The sequence below is a fragment of the Sulfitobacter sp. SH22 genome, assembly GCF_965641905.1.
Taxonomy (GTDB): domain Bacteria; phylum Pseudomonadota; class Alphaproteobacteria; order Rhodobacterales; family Rhodobacteraceae; genus Sulfitobacter.
The window spans coordinates 1,104,221-1,119,788 of record NZ_OZ282573.1; the positions used below are offsets into that span (position 1 = coordinate 1,104,221).

The following is a 15,568-nucleotide window of genomic DNA, read 5'->3' on the forward strand; positions in this document are numbered from 1 at the left end:
CCGCGGGTTGACGCAGCACCACCGCTTGACATCACGCCCCCGTGTGGGAAACAGTCATATCGGGCCTTTTGCTCGGTATGAGGATCAGGTCCGTTTTGGACTGCACCCCGGAAATAAGGAAGATACGATGCACTTTTCCCTGCGTTTTGCGCTTTGCCTGCCGTTTATGGCGCTTGCTGCTTGCGAAGATATGGCCACAACGGGCGATCCCGCAGCACGTGCCGAACTGGCCTCTCAGAAAAGCTGTATTCGCGCGGTCGAAAAACACACCGGCGTGTCTGGCGCTTCCATCAACACAACGATTCCGATTGTCGAGACCGGCCAGTTTATCATCGATCTGCCCGGCAAAGCGCCCTGGACCTGCTACACCGATGAAACCGGTGCCGCAAAGCAGTTGATCGAGACCCGGCTGTAACCCCGCGCCCCGATCCAGAAACGCCAGCGTTCAGAGATAATCTGAGCGCTGCAAACCGTATTTAGCCATCTTTTCGTTCAAGGTCCGGCGCGGCAGGCATAATTCGTCCATCACGCTGGCGATTGACCCTTTGTGGCGACGCATGGTGTTGTCGATCAGCATCCGTTCAAACGCTTCGACATATTCCTTGAGCGGCTTGCCATCGGTGGTCATCACCGGCTGCATTTCCTCGTGATCGGTCATCAGCAAGGATGCAATCGACCCCGACCCGCGCCGCGATTGCAGCACCGCACGTTCGGCCACATTGATCAGTTGGCGCACGTTGCCCGGCCAAGGGGCCTGCAACAGTTGCGCCGCTTCCTGCGCAGAGACCTGCGGGGCCTCGCAGCCGTATTCATCGGCGAATTCCTCGCTCAACCGTGTGAACAGCGTCAGAATATCCTCGCCGCGCTGGCGCAGGGGGGGCACCGTGATGCGCAACGCCGCCAGACGATAGAACAGGTCCGACCGCAGCGCGTCTTCCGACGTGCGTCCGGCTTCTTGCAGGTTCGAAATCGCGACGATCCGCGTTTCGGCCGGGGTGCCTTGCTCGTTGATCGCGCTCAACAGACGCGCTTGCAGGGTCTCGCTCAGCGCCTCGATCCCCTCAAGCACCAGCGTCCCGCCGCGGGCTTCCTCGATCGCGGGCAATTGTGCGTCTTCAGGCATCATCGGGCCGAACAGGCGTTTGCTCAGGGCGTCTTCCTCAAGGGCGGCACAGCTGACCAGCACGAATTTCTTGCCCGCCCGCGACCCGACCGCATGAAGCGCGTGGGCCACCAGCGTCTTGCCGGTACCGGTTTCGCCGTCGATCAACACGTGACCATCCGCCTGCCCCAGATCAAGGATATCCTCGCGCAGGCGTTCCATGACCGGCGACCCGCCGATCAGCTTTTTCATCAACTGGCTGCCATCGGATAATTCACGGCGCAGGGCACGGTTGTCCATCACCAGACGGCGTGCATTGGTGGCCTTTTTTGCAAGCTCGCTCATCCGGTCGGGGTTGAACGGTTTTTCAAGGAAATCAAACGCACCGACGCGCATTGCCTCGACCGCCATGGGCACATCGCCGTGACCGGTGATCATGATCACCGGCAGCGCACTGTCACTGCCCATCAGTTTTTTCAGGAACTCCATCCCGCCCATACCCGGCATCTTGATGTCGGAAATCACGATGCCCGGATAGTCGGGCCCCAGTTTTTTCAACGCATCTTCAGCACTTGGAAAGGTTTCGGTGTCATAGCCGGACAGTGCCAACCATTGGCTGATCGACTGCCGCATGTCTTGTTCATCATCAACAATCGCGATTTTCATTGCCTGAGCCATAATTTACTCTGCCGCCTGTGTGTTTTCCGAGCTGGCCATAATGGGCAGCTGCATTTCAAAGACCGCGCCGCCGTTCTGGCCGTTGCGCGCTGTCAGCCTGCCCCCCAATTCGGTCACGATGCCGGAGGAAATGGCAAGCCCCAACCCGACGCCATCGCCGGGCTGCTTGGTTGTGTAAAACGGCTCGAACAGCGCATCGAGGTCTTCGATGCCCGGGCCGTTGTCCCGCACGGTCAAGGTGGCGGTTTCGCCAGCCGATAGGATAATCTCGACCTGTGGGTTCCGTTCTGATTTGGTGGCATCCAACGCATTTCGCAAGAGGTTGACCAACACTTGTTCCACCCGCATCCGGTCGCCCATCACCCGTACGGGGACGTCGGGCAGGATCCGGCTGATGTGCACCTGACGCTGGCGCAACTGCGGTTCCATCATCGACAAGGCCGATGCCAGCGCATCGCGCATATCAAAGGGCGAGAAACTCTCCTGCCCCTTGCGGGCATAGCTTTTCAGCTGCCGCGTGATCGCGCCCATCCGTTCGATCAGGTCGTCAATCCGCCCGAAAGACGACAATGCCTCGTCCAGCCGGTTGCGGCCCATCAGCAACCGCGCGCCCGCCAGATAGGTTTTCATCGCAGCCAGCGGCTGGTTCAGCTCGTGGCTTACCGCCGCCGACATTTCGCCCAAGGCCGCCAGTTTGCTTGACTGCTCAAGCGTTTGTTCGGCCACGGCCAGAGTTTCCTGCACCCGTTTGCGTTCGGCGATCTCGCGTTGCAGCGCCACGTTCAGCGCCCGCAGCTCGGCGGATTCACGCTGGAACAGGGCCGCCCTGCCCGCCGTCCGCCGGCTCAGCGCATAAAATGTCAAAGCCAGCAGGATGGCAAAGCCCATGACTTCAAGCGCCAGTACCCCGTTTACCTTTTCGCGCACCGACGCATAGGTTGTATAGCTTGCGATCCGCCAGCCGCGAAACGGGATACGCGACGACAGCCGCATCACGGCCTCGCCCTGCAAATAGGCGTCGGGCGGCAGCGCCGTCCAATCCGCAGTCGCCTTGATCGCGCGCTCGATGGCGCTTTGCGGGGTCTGGTTCGACAGGGCCTCGGATTCCGTCAACCCGCGCCAGCGCGGTTCGGTCGCCATGATGATATCGCCGGTGCTGTCGGTCACGATCACCGCGTCCGAAATGCCCGCCCAGGCCCGTTCAAACCGCTGTAAATCCACCTCGGCGGCGATGACACCCAAGGTGGTGCCGCCTTCCTGGATGCGGCGGGAATAGAAAAACTGATAGCCGCCTGTTTCGCGCGGAATGACACTGAAAACCGTAGAGTTCGAGCGCAAGGCATCCACAAAATAGGCGTCCGACCGGTGCGATGCCCCCAAACGGTTGCGATCCGTCGCCGCCACCACGCGCCCGTCAATGTCATACAACATCAAGGACGCAGCACCGATTTCCTCGACAAAGGAAATCAGCCGTTGGGTCGATAGCGAATAGTCGGACTGGATCAGGGCCTGGATCAGCGCGGGATCACGGGCCAGCAGCTGCGGCACAATGGCGTTCTGGCGCAGCTCGGCCAGCAGGTTGCCGCTATATAGCGCGATCCGCAGCTCGGCGCGGTTGCGGGTGCTGTCGGTGAACCGGTCGGTCAGCAGCTTGTTGGTGATGGATATGGTGGCGACTGCAATGACCAGCAATAACGCCAAAGCCAGCCGGACACGCCAGCTGACTGAAATGGAATTCGCGCTTGAGGGCGTAGATTGGGTCATTGTGCCAATCTACGCAACCTCGGCGGTGCACTCAAGTCACGCTGTGACCAGTGCCCCCGCCAATGCGCGGAAGAGCGCCACCCCGTCGGTGCCGCCATGTACAGGGTCGGCCATCCGCTCGGGGTGCGGCATCATGCCAAGCACGCGCCGGTTGGCAGACAGGATGCCCGCAATATCGGCCAGCGCCCCGTTCGGGTTGTCCTCATAGGTGAATGCAACCCGGTCTTCGGCCAGCAATTCGGCGATGGTGTCGGCATCGGCATAGTAATTGCCGTCGTGATGCGCGATCGGAATGTTGATCACCGATCCCGCAGTGTAACCCGATGTGAAATCGCTGTCGGATGTCGCCACCTTCAGACCAACGGTCTTGCAGATGTATTTCAGCCCCGCATTGCGCAGCAACGCCCCCGGCAACAGACCGGTTTCGGTCAACACCTGAAAGCCGTTGCAAATCCCCATGACGTATCCGCCACGATTTGCGTGGGCGGCCACCTCACCACAAATCGGCGAATTTGCGGCAATCGCGCCGCAGCGCAGATAGTCGCCATAGGAAAAGCCGCCCGGAATGCCGACAATATCGACGCCCTCGGGCAATGCCGTGTCCTTGTGCCAGACCATCGACACTTTGGCCCCGGCAGCCTCGAATGCTACCGCCAGATCACGGTCACAGTTAGAGCCCGGAAAAACAATGACGGCTGCATGCATCAGACCATCTCCACGCTGTAGGATTCGATCACCGTGTTGGCGAGCAGCTTTTCGCACATCGCCTCGACATCGGCCTTTGTCACACCGGCGTCCAGATCCAGCTCGATCACCTTGCCCTGACGCACGCCCTTGACGCCGTCAAAACCCATCGCCCCAAGCGCGTGGCGCACGGCCTCGCCTTGCGGATCCAGAACACCTGTCTTCAACATCACATGCACCCGTGCTTTCATGGCGCGTCCCCCTGCTTCATTTTGCAAAATAAACTCATATCCAACGCCATCCTCAGTTGATCAACGTTGGTTTCATCATCGGTGTCGACGTCTTGGGCATTACCCCCAAACGGCGCGCGACTTCGGTATAGGCATCCGCCAGCGACCCCAGATCGCGGCGAAACACGTCCTTGTCCAGCTTTTGGCCGGTTTCGATATCCCACAAACGGCAGCTGTCCGGGCTGATCTCGTCCGCGATAATCAGGCGCTGAAAATCACCGTCATACACGCGACCGACCTCGATTTTGAAATCCAGCAAGCGGATGCCGACGGCCATCATCACGCCGGACATGAAGTCATTCACCCGCAACGACAGGCTCAGGATGTCTTCCATGTCCTGCTGGCCGGCCCAGCCAAAGGCCGCGATATGTTCTTCGGTGACCAGCGGATCACCCAGATCGTTATTTTTATAATGGTATTCGACGATGGGCCGGGGCAATTGCGTGCCCTCTTCGATCCCCAAGCGCTTTGATAAACTGCCTGCGGCATAGTTACGCACGACGATTTCAAGCGGAATGATTTCGGCCTGACGGATGAGCTGCTCGCGCATGTTCAGACGTTTGATGAAATGCGTCGGCACCCCGATATTGTTCAACCCGGTCATGAAAAACTCGGACAAGCGGTTGTTCAGCACGCCCTTGCCCTCGATCACGGCTTGCTTGCCCGCACCGACAGCTGCGGTATCGTCCTTGAAATACTGGACAATCGTCCCCGGCTCCGGCCCCTCATAGAGGATCTTCGCCTTGCCTTCATAGATTTTGGTGCGACGGGCCATGCGCATACCTTCCAGTCTTCAGGTGAACGGCAGGGGCCGCCGGTCCTTTGGGGTGTCACATAGTGTAACCATCCCTTTCGTGCAAGCATATGGCCCCGGTGCACGTTGGGGGCTGATACTTGTTGGCAGCGTCAGCCATTCCCATGTACTGTGAACAAGAGTTCAACTTCGAGGAGATCAACAATGACGACCTTCAATGACCGCGAAAATGCATTTGAAAACAAATTCGCCCACGATTCGGAAATGCAGTTCAAAGCCGAAGCGCGGCGCAACAAGTTGCTGGGTCTTTGGGCCGCTGGCCTATTGGGAAAAACCGGCGATGATGCATCGGCCTATGCTGCCGAAGTGGTCAAATCCGATTTCGAAGAAGCGGGCGAAGAAGACGTCTATCGCAAAGTATCCGGTGATCTTGGTGATCGCGCCGACGAGACCACCATTCGCGGCAAAATGGCCGAACTGATGGTCGAGGCCAAATCGCAGTTGATGCAAGACCTGACCTGACCCCAAATTTACCATCCATAACCGGAAAGCGCGCCTTTGATTAAAATCCGAGGCGCGTTTTTTTGTGCCCTTAACCCGTTGGCAGGGCCTTGCGGGGCAGTCTGCGGCCTAAATCGGGTCAGGGGATAGCACCATGATGAAACGCCTTCTTTCGGGGCAAGGCGCGCGTGCCGTCCAATTGGCTGTGTCTGTGTCGATCGGTGCGGTGTGTCTTTGGGTTTTGCACGGTCAGTTGTCTGCCGGTTTCTGGCACGATGTTGCGGTTGAACTGCGCAGGCTTGATGCCGGGGCGGTGATGCTGGCCATCGGCTGCACCTGCATCAGCTTTTTTGCACTTGGCCGCTATGACACCGTGGCGCACCGCCATCTGGGAAGCGACATCCCCACGGCGCAAGCCTGCGGCGCGGGCACCGTTGCAATCGCCTTGGCGCAGACGCTCGGATTGGGGGTATTGACCGGGGCACTGGCGCGCTGGCGGATGCTGCCCGATATCACAATGGCACTGGCGCTGCGCCTTTCCGTCTTTGTGTGCCTGAGCTTTATGGTGGCCTTGCTGGTGATCACGGCAGCGGTCAGCCTGGCCCTTCCCGCACCGCCCGCCCTGTTCTGGCCAAGTATCCTTATCATCGCGACGCTTCCCGTTGCCGTTATTGCCTTGTTTTCCCATCCGGTGGTGACATTGGGCCGTTTCACCATCCGCTTGCCCAGCCTGCGCGCCTTCGGGTCCATCCTGATCTGGACGGCGATTGATGTGCTGGCGGCATGCACCGCGCTCTACCTGCTTATTCCGGGCAGCGATGTCGGTTTCGCGGTCCTGCTTCCCTTGTTTCTGGTCGCGCTTGGGGCTGCGTTGATCAGTGGCACGCCGGGGGGCGTGGGGCCGTTTGAACTGGTGCTTTTTACCGGCCTGCCCCAAGGCGACGCGATCGAGGTTTTGAGCGGTGTCATTGCGTTTCGCGCGATTTACTATGCGGGTCCGGCCTTGATTGCGATTGTGCTGATGTTGCGCCCCTTTGCAGGCCAGCGCGGTGCAAAACCGGTCCCGCAGAACGATATATCAACCGCCCCGCGGGCAGAGATCGGGGTGATCCGGCAAAACGGCGGCTTTGTCGCGGATCACTGCGCAGTTTGGGACACCGGCCAGACGCTTTGCAATCTGTTCGACCCGGTTTCACCGGCGGCGGCGGACCCGGTTAAAACCGTCTCAAGCCATGCGCGCGCCCGGAACCTGATCCCTTGCCTGTATAAATGTTCCGCCCGAACGGCCGTGTTGGCGCGGCAGCGTAACTGGTTCTTGTCCCACATCGCGGACGAGGCTGTCGTGACCCCGCCCACCTTTGACACCGCCACCGCCCCCTACCGCACCCTGCGCCGCAAACTGCGCGCGGCCGGCAAGGCGCATATCAGCATCACACAAGCCACCCGTTTGCCAATTGCCGAAATGGCCCGGATTGATCGGTTGTGGCAGCACGCACATGGCAAGGCGCGCGGGGGAACGATTGGTATTTTCAGCCCAGACTATCTGGTGCAGCAAAAGGTGTTTCTGGCCCATGAGGGCGATCATCTTGTTGCCTTTGCCAGCTTTCACCACAGCAGCCGCGAATGGTGCCTTGACCTGATGCGCCACGCCCCCGCCGCGCCCGATGGCACCATGCACAGCCTTGTACACGCCGCCATTCGCAGTGCTGCGCGCGATGACATCCCCCGTTTCAGCCTTGCCGCTGTCCCCGCCTGCCCCGATCCGTCCTCGGCGCTGATGCGGCGTTTGTCACTGATCGTGCTGCGTAAAATGGGCGGTGCGGGTCTGCGCCAGTTCAAATCCAATTTCCGTCCGCGCTGGCAACCGCTTTATGCCGCTGCCCCCAATCGCGCGCTTTTGGTGCTGGCTCTGGCGGATATCGCCCGCGCTGTGCAGCGCCCTTTGCCTCTGGCGGATGTCGGTCAACCTCATTACGATGATGAAAATTATGAGGTTGCCTCACGTTTGGCATCGTGAGATGACGCGCAATCACACCTTTAGCGGAGCTTTTTCATGTCCAATCCCCTGACCGACCTTCTGGCTGAAAAAGGCACGTTGCTGGCCGATGGTGCCACGGGCACCAACCTGTTCAACATGGGGTTGATGTCTGGCGACGCCCCCGAGATGTGGAACACGGACGAGCCGCAAAATATCATCAAACTGTACAAAGGTGCCGTTGATTCAGGCAGCGACATATTCCTGACCAACTCCTTTGGCGCGAATGCCTCGCGGCTCAAGCTGCACGGCGCTGAAAAGCGCGCGCACGAGCTGAGCCGCGTTTCCGCCGAACTGGCCCGCGAAGTTGCCGACAAGGCAGACCGCAAGGTCATCGTGGCCGGATCGGTCGGCCCGACGGGCGAAATCATGGAACCCGTCGGCCCGCTGACCCATGCGCTGGCCGTCGAGATGTTTCACGAAACCGCCGATGGTCTAAAGGCTGGTGGGGCCGATGTGGGCTGGCTGGAAACCATCAGCGCCCCCGAAGAATACCGCGCCGCTGCCGAAGGGTTCAAACTGGCGGGTCTTGATTGGGTCGGCACGATGAGCTTTGACACCGCCGGACGCACCATGATGGGCATGACATCCGAAGCGATGGTCGACATGGTTCATGCGCTTGACAACATGCCGCTGGCCTATGGTGCCAACTGCGGCACCGGCGCGTCCGACGTCTTGCGCACGGTTCTCGGCTTTGCCTCCAAGGGGATGCCATTGCCGATCGTTGCAAAGGGCAATGCCGGCATCCCAAAATATGTCGAAGGGCACATCCACTATGATGGCACGCCCGAATTGATGGCTGATTATGCCGAAATGGCGCGCAACTGCGGCGCGTCGATCATCGGCGGCTGTTGCGGTACCATGCCCGAACATCTGGTTCACATGCGCGCCGCCCTGGATAGCCGCCCCAAAGGCGATGCCCCCACGCTGGAACAGATCGTCGCCGCATTGGGCCCGTTCACTTCGGCCAGCGACGGCACCGATGGCGAAGGTCCGGTGCGTGGCCCGCGCCGTGGACGCCGGGGCGCAAAGTCCAGCTAAAACAGATCCAGCTGTGCGCTCGCCCGTTTGGGCGGGCGAAACAGATCGCAGCGCATCGGCGGCAGCAGGGTCGAAAGCCCCAACCGCTTAACCGCCAGATCAAACCGTTGCCCGATCATCTCGGCATAGGGGCCTTCCCCGCGCATCCGGCTGTGCCAGTTTGCGTCATATTCCTTGCCCCCGTGCATTTCGCGCAACCGCGCCATAATGCGCCCTGCCCGATCGGGATAATGCTGCGCCAACCAGTCCTGCATCAAGACCGACACCTCGCGCGGCAGGCGCAACATGATCCAGCTGGCCGATTGCGCCCCCGCGTCGCGCCCCGCGGTCAAGATCGCTTCCAACTCGGGGTCTGTCAGCGCTGGCACCAAGGGCGACGCCATGACCCGCACCGGAATGCCCGCCCCCGTCAACCGCTCGATAATCTGCAACCGCCGCTTTGGCGCAGGCACGCGCGGCTCCATCAAGCGGCTTAGCTTTGCATCCAGCGTGGTCACCGAAATGCCGACCCGCACCAGCCCGCGCTGCGCCATATCCGAAAGAATATCAATGTCCCGCTCGATCAGGCTGCCCTTGGTGACAATCGCCACGGGATGATTCACCTCCGACAACACCTCAAGCAGGCCGCGCATGATCCGGTGGTCTTTCTCGATCGGTTGATAGGGATCGGTGTTGGTGCCAATCGCAATCGAGGCCACCTGATAGCGTTTGCCCGCCAGTTCGCGGCGCAACACATCCGGCGCGCCGGGCCGCGCAATCAACCGGGTTTCGAAATCAAGCCCCGGCGACAGGCCCAGATAGGCGTGACTGGGGCGGGCAAAACAATAGACGCAGCCGTGCTCGCAACCGCGATAAGGGTTGATCGACCGGTCAAAGGGCAAATCCGGTGACCGGTTATAGGTGATCACACTGCGCGGTATTTCCTCGCTCACTTGGGTGCGCAACACCGGCAGCGGTTCATCATCACCGGCCCAGCCATCGTCAATAGCCGTCGTGGAAAACCGCTCAAACCGGCCCGAATGGTTTGACGATGTCCCCCGCCCGGCAAGTTTATATCTGACGTCTTCGCGATCCATTCAATTCTTCTGGAACAAATACGGAACATCGTCAAGATATGATCGCCAAGCCATTGTTTTACAGGACCATTGGCGTTAATTTATCCGGACGAAAGCGGCGTTTATGGAACGGGTCGTTTGTGATACGGACCGTGTCGCAAATTGCACGCGATCCGGTGCGATTTCGTGACACAAGGGCAAAAGCCCGGTGGGCACGCTAACCGATGAGGAAAGACTATGTCGGACGAAGACGAAATTATCCTTGCTGATCTGAACGACGAAGACCTTGTTCAACAAATGTTTGACGACCTTTACGACGGTCTGCGCGAAGAGATCGAGGAAGGTGTAAACATCCTGATCGGTCGCGGCTGGATTCCTTATGATGTCCTGACCAAAGCGCTTGTTGGCGGCATGACAATCGTGGGTGCCGACTTCCGCGACGGTATTTTGTTCGTCCCCGAAGTATTGCTGGCCGCCAATGCGATGAAGGGTGGCATGGCCATTCTCAAACCGCTTCTGGCTGAAACCGGCGCGCCGCGCGTGGGCAAGATGGTGATCGGGACCGTTAAGGGCGACATTCACGACATTGGCAAAAACCTTGTCTCCATGATGATGGAAGGCGCGGGCTTTGAGGTGGTTGATCTTGGTATCAACAACTCGGTCGAAAAATACCTCGAAGCGATGGAAACCGAAGGGCCTGATATCCTTGGGATGTCCGCGCTTTTGACGACCACAATGCCCTATATGAAAGTCGTGATCGACACGATGATCGAACAAGGCATTCGCGATGATTACATCGTGTTGGTCGGCGGTGCCCCTCTGAACGAAGAATTCGGCAAGGCCATCGGCGCAGACGCCTATTGCCGTGACGCGGCCGTTGCCGTGGAAACCGCCAAAGAATGGGTCGGTCGCAAGCATAACAGCGCCAAGGCCTAAGAATTTGATATTGTGCGTAAAAGGCCTCTCCTGACCGGAGGGGCCTTTTGTGTTAAAGGGATATGATGGATACGCCTTCAGACAGTCAGCTTACCGAAACAGGCATGCCGCTCACGGCAGCCAAAGGGCGCATCTTGCTGATCGCCTGTGGTGCGCTTGCCCGCGAAATTCTCGATCTCAAGGCCGCCAACAACTGGACCCATCTGGACCTCACCTGCCTGCCCGCCAATCTGCATCTCTACCCTGAAAAAATCACCGATGCCGTGCGCGCTGCCCTCGCCAAATATCGCAGCCAATATGATGATATCTTTGTGGTTTATGCCGATTGCGGCACCGGCGGATTGCTGCAAGCGGCCTGCGACGACATGGGCGTTCAAATGGTGGCAGGCCCCCACTGCTACAGCTTTTTCGAAGGCAATGACCGCTTTGCCAAAACCGCCGAAACCGAAATCACAACCTTTTACCTGACCGATTTTCTGGTCCGGCAATTTGACGCATTCATCATGAAACCCATGGGCCTCGACCGGCACCCCGAATTGCGCGACATGTATTTCGGCAATTACGAAAAACTGGTCTATCAGGCCCAGACCGATGATCCGGCCCTGACGGCCAAGGCCGAAATCTGTGCGAAAACCCTTGGCCTTGCCTTTGAACGGCGGTTCACCGGCTATGGCGATCTTGAGGGCACACTCAAAACCCTTTGATTTTCATTTTGCCAAATAAACTCAACTGCGCGCAGACCAGCCCGATGCGCCAGCCTGTCTCACAGCCACTATCCCTGCGCGGCTGCCGTTTCGCGCACCCGTTCGATCATGGCGGTCAGCCCGTTCGACCGCTGCGCCGACAGATGTTCGTTCAACCCAAGCCGTCCCATTTCCGCGCGGGCATCGATGGCCAGCACATCAGCAGGCGCTAACCCGTTGTAAAGCGACCGTAAAACAGCGATCAACCCCGACACGATCATCGCGTCACTTGCGCCGTCAAAATGCAGCGCTCCGTCTTCGAAACGCGCGTGCAGCCAGACCTGACTGGCACAGCCGTCAACCTTGGTGGCGGGCACACAAAGCGCTTGTTCCAGCGGGTCCATCGCCTTGCCCAGATCGATCACATGCCGGTACCGATCTTCCCAATCGTCCAGAAATTCAAAATCCTCGACCAGTTCTTCAAACGCTTGTGTCGCCACGATGATGCCCTCGTTGTTCGCGCGTTACAGGTAGGTTGCGCATTGGCAAAGGTCCACCCCTTCCCAACCGCCTTGGGATGGGTTAGTCAAATAGCACGGTAATTTTACGGCGGACCCCATGCGCAAATCATTTTCAGCCATTTTGGTATCTACTCTTGTTTTGACTGGCTGTGCGACACTGCGCGATAGCCGGGTTAACCCGTTTAACTGGTTCGGTTCTTCCCGCTCAGAACCGATTGGCCAGACCGAGGTCAACACCAACCCGCTGATCCCGCAGTCCTCGGGGCTGTTTGCATCGGCCCGCACACGGCAGGCAACCTATGCCGGGCGGCCCTTTGACCAGATCACCAACCTGACCGTCGAACGGGTTCCGGGCGGTGCGATTATTCACGCGACCGGGCTGGCGGCGCGGCAGGGCATCTACAAGGTGCAACTGACGCCCGCGAACGAAGACGAACTGCCCGTTGATGGCGTGCTGACCTACCGTCTTGAAGGGGTCGAGCCAACCAAGAACACCCCCGTCGGCACAAACCCCACCCGTGAGGTCGTGGCCGGTCGCAAGCTGACCGATCAGCAGCTTGCCGGTGTCCGTACGATCCGCGTCGAAGGGCAGCGCAATGCGCTGACCTCCCGTCGCTAGGCATTCCTGAATTATAACAATGGGTTGAGCCTTAAAGCTCAACCACTTTTACGTTCGGACCAACGGCGGTCAATGCGATCTTGCCTTCGCACAGCAGCAACGCATCATCCCCGAACACTTCACGCCGCCATCCTTTTAGCGCCGGAACATCGCGCAAACCTGCGGCGATGGCATCTAGATCGGCAGCAGGCGCAATCAACTTGGCCGCGACCCCCGCGCTTTCGGTTTTCGCCTTGAGCAGGACCCGCAACAAATCTGCCAGCGCCGGGTTCACCTGCAGCTTGTCACGGCTGCGATCGGGTTGCGGCATGTCTGACGCAGGGCATTGCACCCCAGCCGCCACAGCCTTGAGAATACCATCCGCGATCTCGCCTTTGCGCGCGTCGCGCAGCAACAGCCGCGCGCGGCCCAGCTCTTCGTGGTTTTTGGGCTTGTTGGAGGCCAGTTCAACCAGCGCATCATCCTTATAGACCCGGCTGCGCGGTACGTTGCGGGTCTGGGCATATTCCTCGCGAAAGGCAGCCAGCTCGCGCACGATCGCCAGAAACTTGGATGAATTGGTCCGTGTTTTGACGCGTTTCCAGGCATCACGCGGGGCTGTCGTATAGGTGTCGGGGCTGGTCAATGTCTCAAGCTCTTCCGCGACCCACCGTGCGCGGCCGCTGTCTGCCAGCTTGGTCGCCAGATATTCATAGACCTGACGCAAATGCGTGACATCCGCCAAAGCGTATTTGGCCTGTGCATCGCTTAGCGGGCGGCGCGACCAATCGGTAAAGCGCGAGGTTTTATCAACGGCCTGATTTGCAATCTTGCGCACAAGGGTTTCATAGCCGACCTGTTCGCCAAACCCGCAGACCATCGCCGCGACCTGTGTGTCAAACAGCGGCTCGGGGAACACGCCTGCATCCACAAAAAAGATCTCGAGATCCTGACGCGCGGCGTGGAACACCTTGACCACCGACGTGTCGCGAAACAGCGTATAGAGCGGTTCAAGCGACATATCCCCGGCCAGCGGATCAACCAGCACGGCATTGGAATCGTCGGTGCCCGGCATCGCCAGCTGGATCAGACAAAGCTTTGAATAATAGGTCCGTTCACGCAGAAATTCCGTGTCGACGGTCACATAATCATATCTCGCCGCTTCAAGGCAAAACGCTTCAAGCGCGGCGGTTGTGGTAATTGTTTTCATAGAAGTTACTTTGACCAGAGCTGTGCCAACAGGCAATGTGAAATCGGAACATGACAGGCCAAAAAGCCCGATGCTTAACTGTCGAGCGTCAAAAGACTACGGTCGCCGGCGGCAAAACGGCGCAATACCGCAGGATAAAGCCGGTGTTCCTGAACCAGAACACGTGCTGCCAGATCATCGGCGGTATCGCCGGGCAAGACCGGCACCCGCGCCTGACCCAAGATAGGGCCGTCATCCAGCGCGGCTGTCACCTCGTGAACCGTACAGCCATGCACGGTATCGCCTGCCTCAAGCGCGCGGGCGTGGGTGTGCAAACCTTTGTAGAGCGGCAGCAATGACGGATGAATGTTGATCATGCGCCCTGCCCAGGCGTCGGTAAACTCAGCCGTCAGTTTTCGCATGAACCCCGCAAGGCAGATGATATCGGGCGCATATGCGGCAAGGCGCGATGACAGCTCGGCCTCGAACGCCGCGCGGTCCCCCTGAAACGGTTTGTGATCCACCACTTCGGTCGCGATGCCACGGGCCTTGGCCCATGCGATACCGCCCGCATCAGCCACATTCGACACCACCACACAGGGGCGTGCGGGGTGGTCGCCGGTCATGTCCTCGACCAGCGCGCGCATATTTGAGCCGCCACCGGATAGAAAAATCGCGACCCGTTTGGTCACAGCAGCTGGCCTGTGTATTCAACGCCCGCGGCCGTGGTCACATGACCCATGGGATAGACGGTCTCGCCCGCGTCGGTCAGCAGTTTTTGCAGGCTGTCAGCCTGATCTGCGGCCACGACCAAAATCATCCCGACACCGCAGTTGAAAGTCTTGAGCATTTCAGTCTCGGAGATGCTGCCAATCTGCGACATCCATTTGAACACACCGGGCAGATCCCACGCGTCCAGATTGATGTCAGCGCCCAGATCTTCGGGCAATACACGCGGCAGGTTTTCGGTCAGACCACCACCTGTGATATGGGCCAGCGCATGAACGCCGCCTGCCCGTACGGCCTCCAAGGCCGGTTTCACATACAGACGTGTCGGGGTCAGCAGCGCCTCGCCCAATGACCCGTCGGCCCAGGGGCACTCCGCATCCCAGCCAAGGCCGGACATCGTCACCAGCTTGCGCACCAGACTGTAGCCGTTGGAATGCACGCCGTTGCTGGCAAGCCCCAACAAAACATCGCCCGCCGCAACGCCGCTTGGCAGATCGGCACCACGTTCCATTGCGCCAACCGCAAACCCTGCAAGGTCGAAATCACCGTCGGAATACATGCCGGGCATCTCGGCGGTTTCGCCACCGATCAATGCGCAACCCGATCCTTCACAGCCGCGCGCGATACCTTCGATAATGCGGGCGGCTTCTTCGGTTTCCAGCTTGCCCGTGGCAAAATAGTCCAGAAAGAACAGCGGCTCGGCCCCTTGGCAGACCAGATCGTTGACGCACATCGCAACCAGATCAACGCCGACGCCGTCGACATTGCCTGTATCAATCGCGATCCGCAGCTTGGTCCCCACACCGTCCGTGGCCGCCACAAGGATCGGGTCCGTGTACCCTGCCCCTTTGAGATCGAACAACGCACCAAATCCACCCAGGCCCGACATCACGCCGGGGCGCTTGGTCCGTTTGGCCGCCGGCTTGATCCGTTCAACCAACGCATTGCCAGCGTCAATATCTACACCTGCGTCCGCATAGGTGATTCCGTTTTTGGAGTTGGTCATCG

Annotated in this window: 17 protein-coding genes; 7 read left to right on the forward strand and 10 right to left on the reverse strand. The window is 59.4% G+C overall.

The annotated features are described in order from the left end of the window. Nucleotides 1-127: 127 nt before the first annotated feature. Nucleotides 128-415: a hypothetical protein gene (locus tag ACSQ13_RS07400; protein ID WP_176249143.1), complete on the forward strand. Its 288-nt coding sequence runs from the start codon at nt 128-130 to the stop codon at nt 413-415. A gap of 30 nt (nt 416-445) precedes the next feature. Here ACSQ13_RS07400 and ACSQ13_RS07405 read toward each other — a convergent pair whose 3' ends face one another. The 5 genes from ACSQ13_RS07405 to purC are packed head-to-tail and all read right to left on the reverse strand — an operon-like array spanning nt 446 to nt 5,293. After that, nucleotides 446-1,780 (reverse strand): sigma-54-dependent transcriptional regulator, encoded by a 1,335-nt coding sequence (locus ACSQ13_RS07405; RefSeq protein WP_176249144.1) that lies wholly within the window; start codon nt 1,778-1,780, stop codon nt 446-448. A 3-nt stretch (nt 1,781-1,783) separates the two neighbouring features. Continuing rightward, nucleotides 1,784-3,544: a sensor histidine kinase gene (locus tag ACSQ13_RS07410; protein ID WP_176249145.1), complete on the reverse strand. Its 1,761-nt coding sequence runs from the start codon at nt 3,542-3,544 to the stop codon at nt 1,784-1,786. 36 nt (nt 3,545-3,580) lie between these two features. After that, complete coding sequence (gene purQ / locus ACSQ13_RS07415; protein ID WP_176249146.1) at nt 3,581-4,249, reverse strand: phosphoribosylformylglycinamidine synthase subunit PurQ; 669 nt, start codon at nt 4,247-4,249, stop codon at nt 3,581-3,583. Further along, entirely contained in the window at nt 4,249-4,479 is a 231-nt protein-coding gene (purS, locus tag ACSQ13_RS07420; RefSeq protein WP_176249147.1) for a phosphoribosylformylglycinamidine synthase subunit PurS, read from the reverse strand. The genes purQ and purS overlap by 1 nt, the downstream gene beginning before the upstream one ends. 52 nt (nt 4,480-4,531) lie before the next feature. Further along, nucleotides 4,532-5,293, reverse strand: a complete 762-nt coding sequence (gene purC / locus ACSQ13_RS07425; RefSeq protein WP_176249148.1) for a phosphoribosylaminoimidazolesuccinocarboxamide synthase — start codon at nt 5,291-5,293, stop codon at nt 4,532-4,534. Between the two features lie 183 nt (nt 5,294-5,476). Between purC and ACSQ13_RS07430 the strand changes: the two genes are divergently transcribed. The 3 genes from ACSQ13_RS07430 (at nt 5,477) to bmt (ending at nt 8,849) form a co-directional block, all read left to right on the forward strand. Then, on the forward strand, nt 5,477-5,794 hold the full coding sequence (locus tag ACSQ13_RS07430) for a DUF1476 domain-containing protein (RefSeq protein ID WP_176249149.1): 318 nt from the start codon (nt 5,477-5,479) through the stop codon (nt 5,792-5,794). A gap of 133 nt (nt 5,795-5,927) precedes the next feature. Continuing rightward, on the forward strand, nt 5,928-7,790 hold the full coding sequence (locus tag ACSQ13_RS07435) for a phosphatidylglycerol lysyltransferase domain-containing protein (RefSeq protein ID WP_295509051.1): 1,863 nt from the start codon (nt 5,928-5,930) through the stop codon (nt 7,788-7,790). 36 nt (nt 7,791-7,826) lie between these two features. Continuing rightward, nucleotides 7,827-8,849: a betaine--homocysteine S-methyltransferase gene (bmt, locus tag ACSQ13_RS07440; protein WP_176249151.1), complete on the forward strand. Its 1,023-nt coding sequence runs from the start codon at nt 7,827-7,829 to the stop codon at nt 8,847-8,849. Here bmt and ACSQ13_RS07445 read toward each other — a convergent pair. Further along, nucleotides 8,846-9,925 carry a PA0069 family radical SAM protein gene (locus ACSQ13_RS07445; protein WP_295509056.1) on the reverse strand — a complete coding sequence of 360 codons (1,080 nt, stop codon included), beginning with the start codon at nt 9,923-9,925 and terminating at the stop codon, nt 8,846-8,848. The two genes, bmt and ACSQ13_RS07445, sit on opposite strands and share 4 nt — an antisense overlap. A 216-nt stretch (nt 9,926-10,141) precedes the next feature. On the opposite strand from ACSQ13_RS07445, the gene ACSQ13_RS07450 reads away from it, so the two are divergent. Both ACSQ13_RS07450 and ACSQ13_RS07455 read left to right on the forward strand, forming a co-directional pair. After that, complete coding sequence (locus tag ACSQ13_RS07450; RefSeq protein ID WP_176249153.1) at nt 10,142-10,840, forward strand: corrinoid protein; 699 nt, start codon at nt 10,142-10,144, stop codon at nt 10,838-10,840. A 65-nt stretch (nt 10,841-10,905) separates the two neighbouring features. Then, a complete protein-coding gene (locus ACSQ13_RS07455; protein ID WP_295509060.1) occupies nt 10,906-11,544 on the forward strand; it encodes a DUF1638 domain-containing protein in 639 nt (212 codons plus the stop codon). Between the two features lie 68 nt (nt 11,545-11,612). On the opposite strand, the gene ACSQ13_RS07460 is transcribed toward ACSQ13_RS07455, so the two are convergent. Beyond that, a complete protein-coding gene (locus tag ACSQ13_RS07460) occupies nt 11,613-12,023 on the reverse strand; it encodes a SufE family protein (protein WP_295509062.1) in 411 nt (136 codons plus the stop codon). A 118-nt stretch (nt 12,024-12,141) separates the two neighbouring features. Here ACSQ13_RS07460 and ACSQ13_RS07465 point away from each other — a divergent pair, with 118 nt between their 5' ends. Next, nucleotides 12,142-12,663: a hypothetical protein gene (locus ACSQ13_RS07465; RefSeq protein ID WP_176249156.1), complete on the forward strand. Its 522-nt coding sequence runs from the start codon at nt 12,142-12,144 to the stop codon at nt 12,661-12,663. Between the two features lie 31 nt (nt 12,664-12,694). Here ACSQ13_RS07465 and rnd read toward each other — a convergent pair whose 3' ends face one another. The 3 genes from rnd to purM all read right to left on the reverse strand — a co-directional run bounded on the left by rnd (nt 12,695) and on the right by purM (nt 15,566). Further along, nucleotides 12,695-13,852 (reverse strand): ribonuclease D, encoded by a 1,158-nt coding sequence (gene rnd, locus ACSQ13_RS07470; protein WP_176249157.1) that lies wholly within the window; start codon nt 13,850-13,852, stop codon nt 12,695-12,697. Nucleotides 13,853-13,926: 74 nt separating this feature from the next. Continuing rightward, nucleotides 13,927-14,523: a phosphoribosylglycinamide formyltransferase gene (purN, locus tag ACSQ13_RS07475; protein ID WP_176249158.1), complete on the reverse strand. Its 597-nt coding sequence runs from the start codon at nt 14,521-14,523 to the stop codon at nt 13,927-13,929. Beyond that, the gene (purM, locus tag ACSQ13_RS07480; protein WP_176249159.1) at nt 14,520-15,566 is read right to left on the reverse strand and encodes a phosphoribosylformylglycinamidine cyclo-ligase; all 1,047 of its coding nucleotides are present in this window, start codon (nt 15,564-15,566) and stop codon (nt 14,520-14,522) included. Before purM ends, purN begins: the two co-directional genes overlap by 4 nt. Between the last annotated feature and the right edge of the window lie 2 nt (nt 15,567-15,568).

Excerpts from the sequence above, each read along its gene's own strand:
- bmt (WP_176249151.1), top strand. The coding sequence starts at position 7,827 with ATGTCCAATCCCCTGACCGACCTTCTGGCTGAAAAAGGCACGTTGCTG.
- purS (WP_176249147.1), bottom strand. The coding sequence starts at position 4,479 with ATGAAAGCACGGGTGCATGTGATGTTGAAGACAGGTGTTCTGGATCCG.
- ACSQ13_RS07465 (WP_176249156.1), top strand. The coding sequence starts at position 12,142 with ATGCGCAAATCATTTTCAGCCATTTTGGTATCTACTCTTGTTTTGACT.
- ACSQ13_RS07400 (WP_176249143.1), top strand. The coding sequence starts at position 128 with ATGCACTTTTCCCTGCGTTTTGCGCTTTGCCTGCCGTTTATGGCGCTT.
- ACSQ13_RS07435 (WP_295509051.1), top strand. The coding sequence starts at position 5,928 with ATGATGAAACGCCTTCTTTCGGGGCAAGGCGCGCGTGCCGTCCAATTG.
- ACSQ13_RS07430 (WP_176249149.1), top strand. The coding sequence starts at position 5,477 with ATGACGACCTTCAATGACCGCGAAAATGCATTTGAAAACAAATTCGCC.
- purM (WP_176249159.1), bottom strand. The coding sequence starts at position 15,566 with ATGACCAACTCCAAAAACGGAATCACCTATGCGGACGCAGGTGTAGAT.
- ACSQ13_RS07450 (WP_176249153.1), top strand. The coding sequence starts at position 10,142 with ATGTCGGACGAAGACGAAATTATCCTTGCTGATCTGAACGACGAAGAC.
- ACSQ13_RS07405 (WP_176249144.1), bottom strand. The coding sequence starts at position 1,780 with ATGGCTCAGGCAATGAAAATCGCGATTGTTGATGATGAACAAGACATG.
- ACSQ13_RS07410 (WP_176249145.1), bottom strand. The coding sequence starts at position 3,544 with ATGACCCAATCTACGCCCTCAAGCGCGAATTCCATTTCAGTCAGCTGG.
- rnd (WP_176249157.1), bottom strand. The coding sequence starts at position 13,852 with ATGAAAACAATTACCACAACCGCCGCGCTTGAAGCGTTTTGCCTTGAA.
- ACSQ13_RS07445 (WP_295509056.1), bottom strand. The coding sequence starts at position 9,925 with ATGGATCGCGAAGACGTCAGATATAAACTTGCCGGGCGGGGGACATCG.
- purQ (WP_176249146.1), bottom strand. The coding sequence starts at position 4,249 with ATGCATGCAGCCGTCATTGTTTTTCCGGGCTCTAACTGTGACCGTGAT.
- purC (WP_176249148.1), bottom strand. The coding sequence starts at position 5,293 with ATGGCCCGTCGCACCAAAATCTATGAAGGCAAGGCGAAGATCCTCTAT.
- ACSQ13_RS07455 (WP_295509060.1), top strand. The coding sequence starts at position 10,906 with ATGGATACGCCTTCAGACAGTCAGCTTACCGAAACAGGCATGCCGCTC.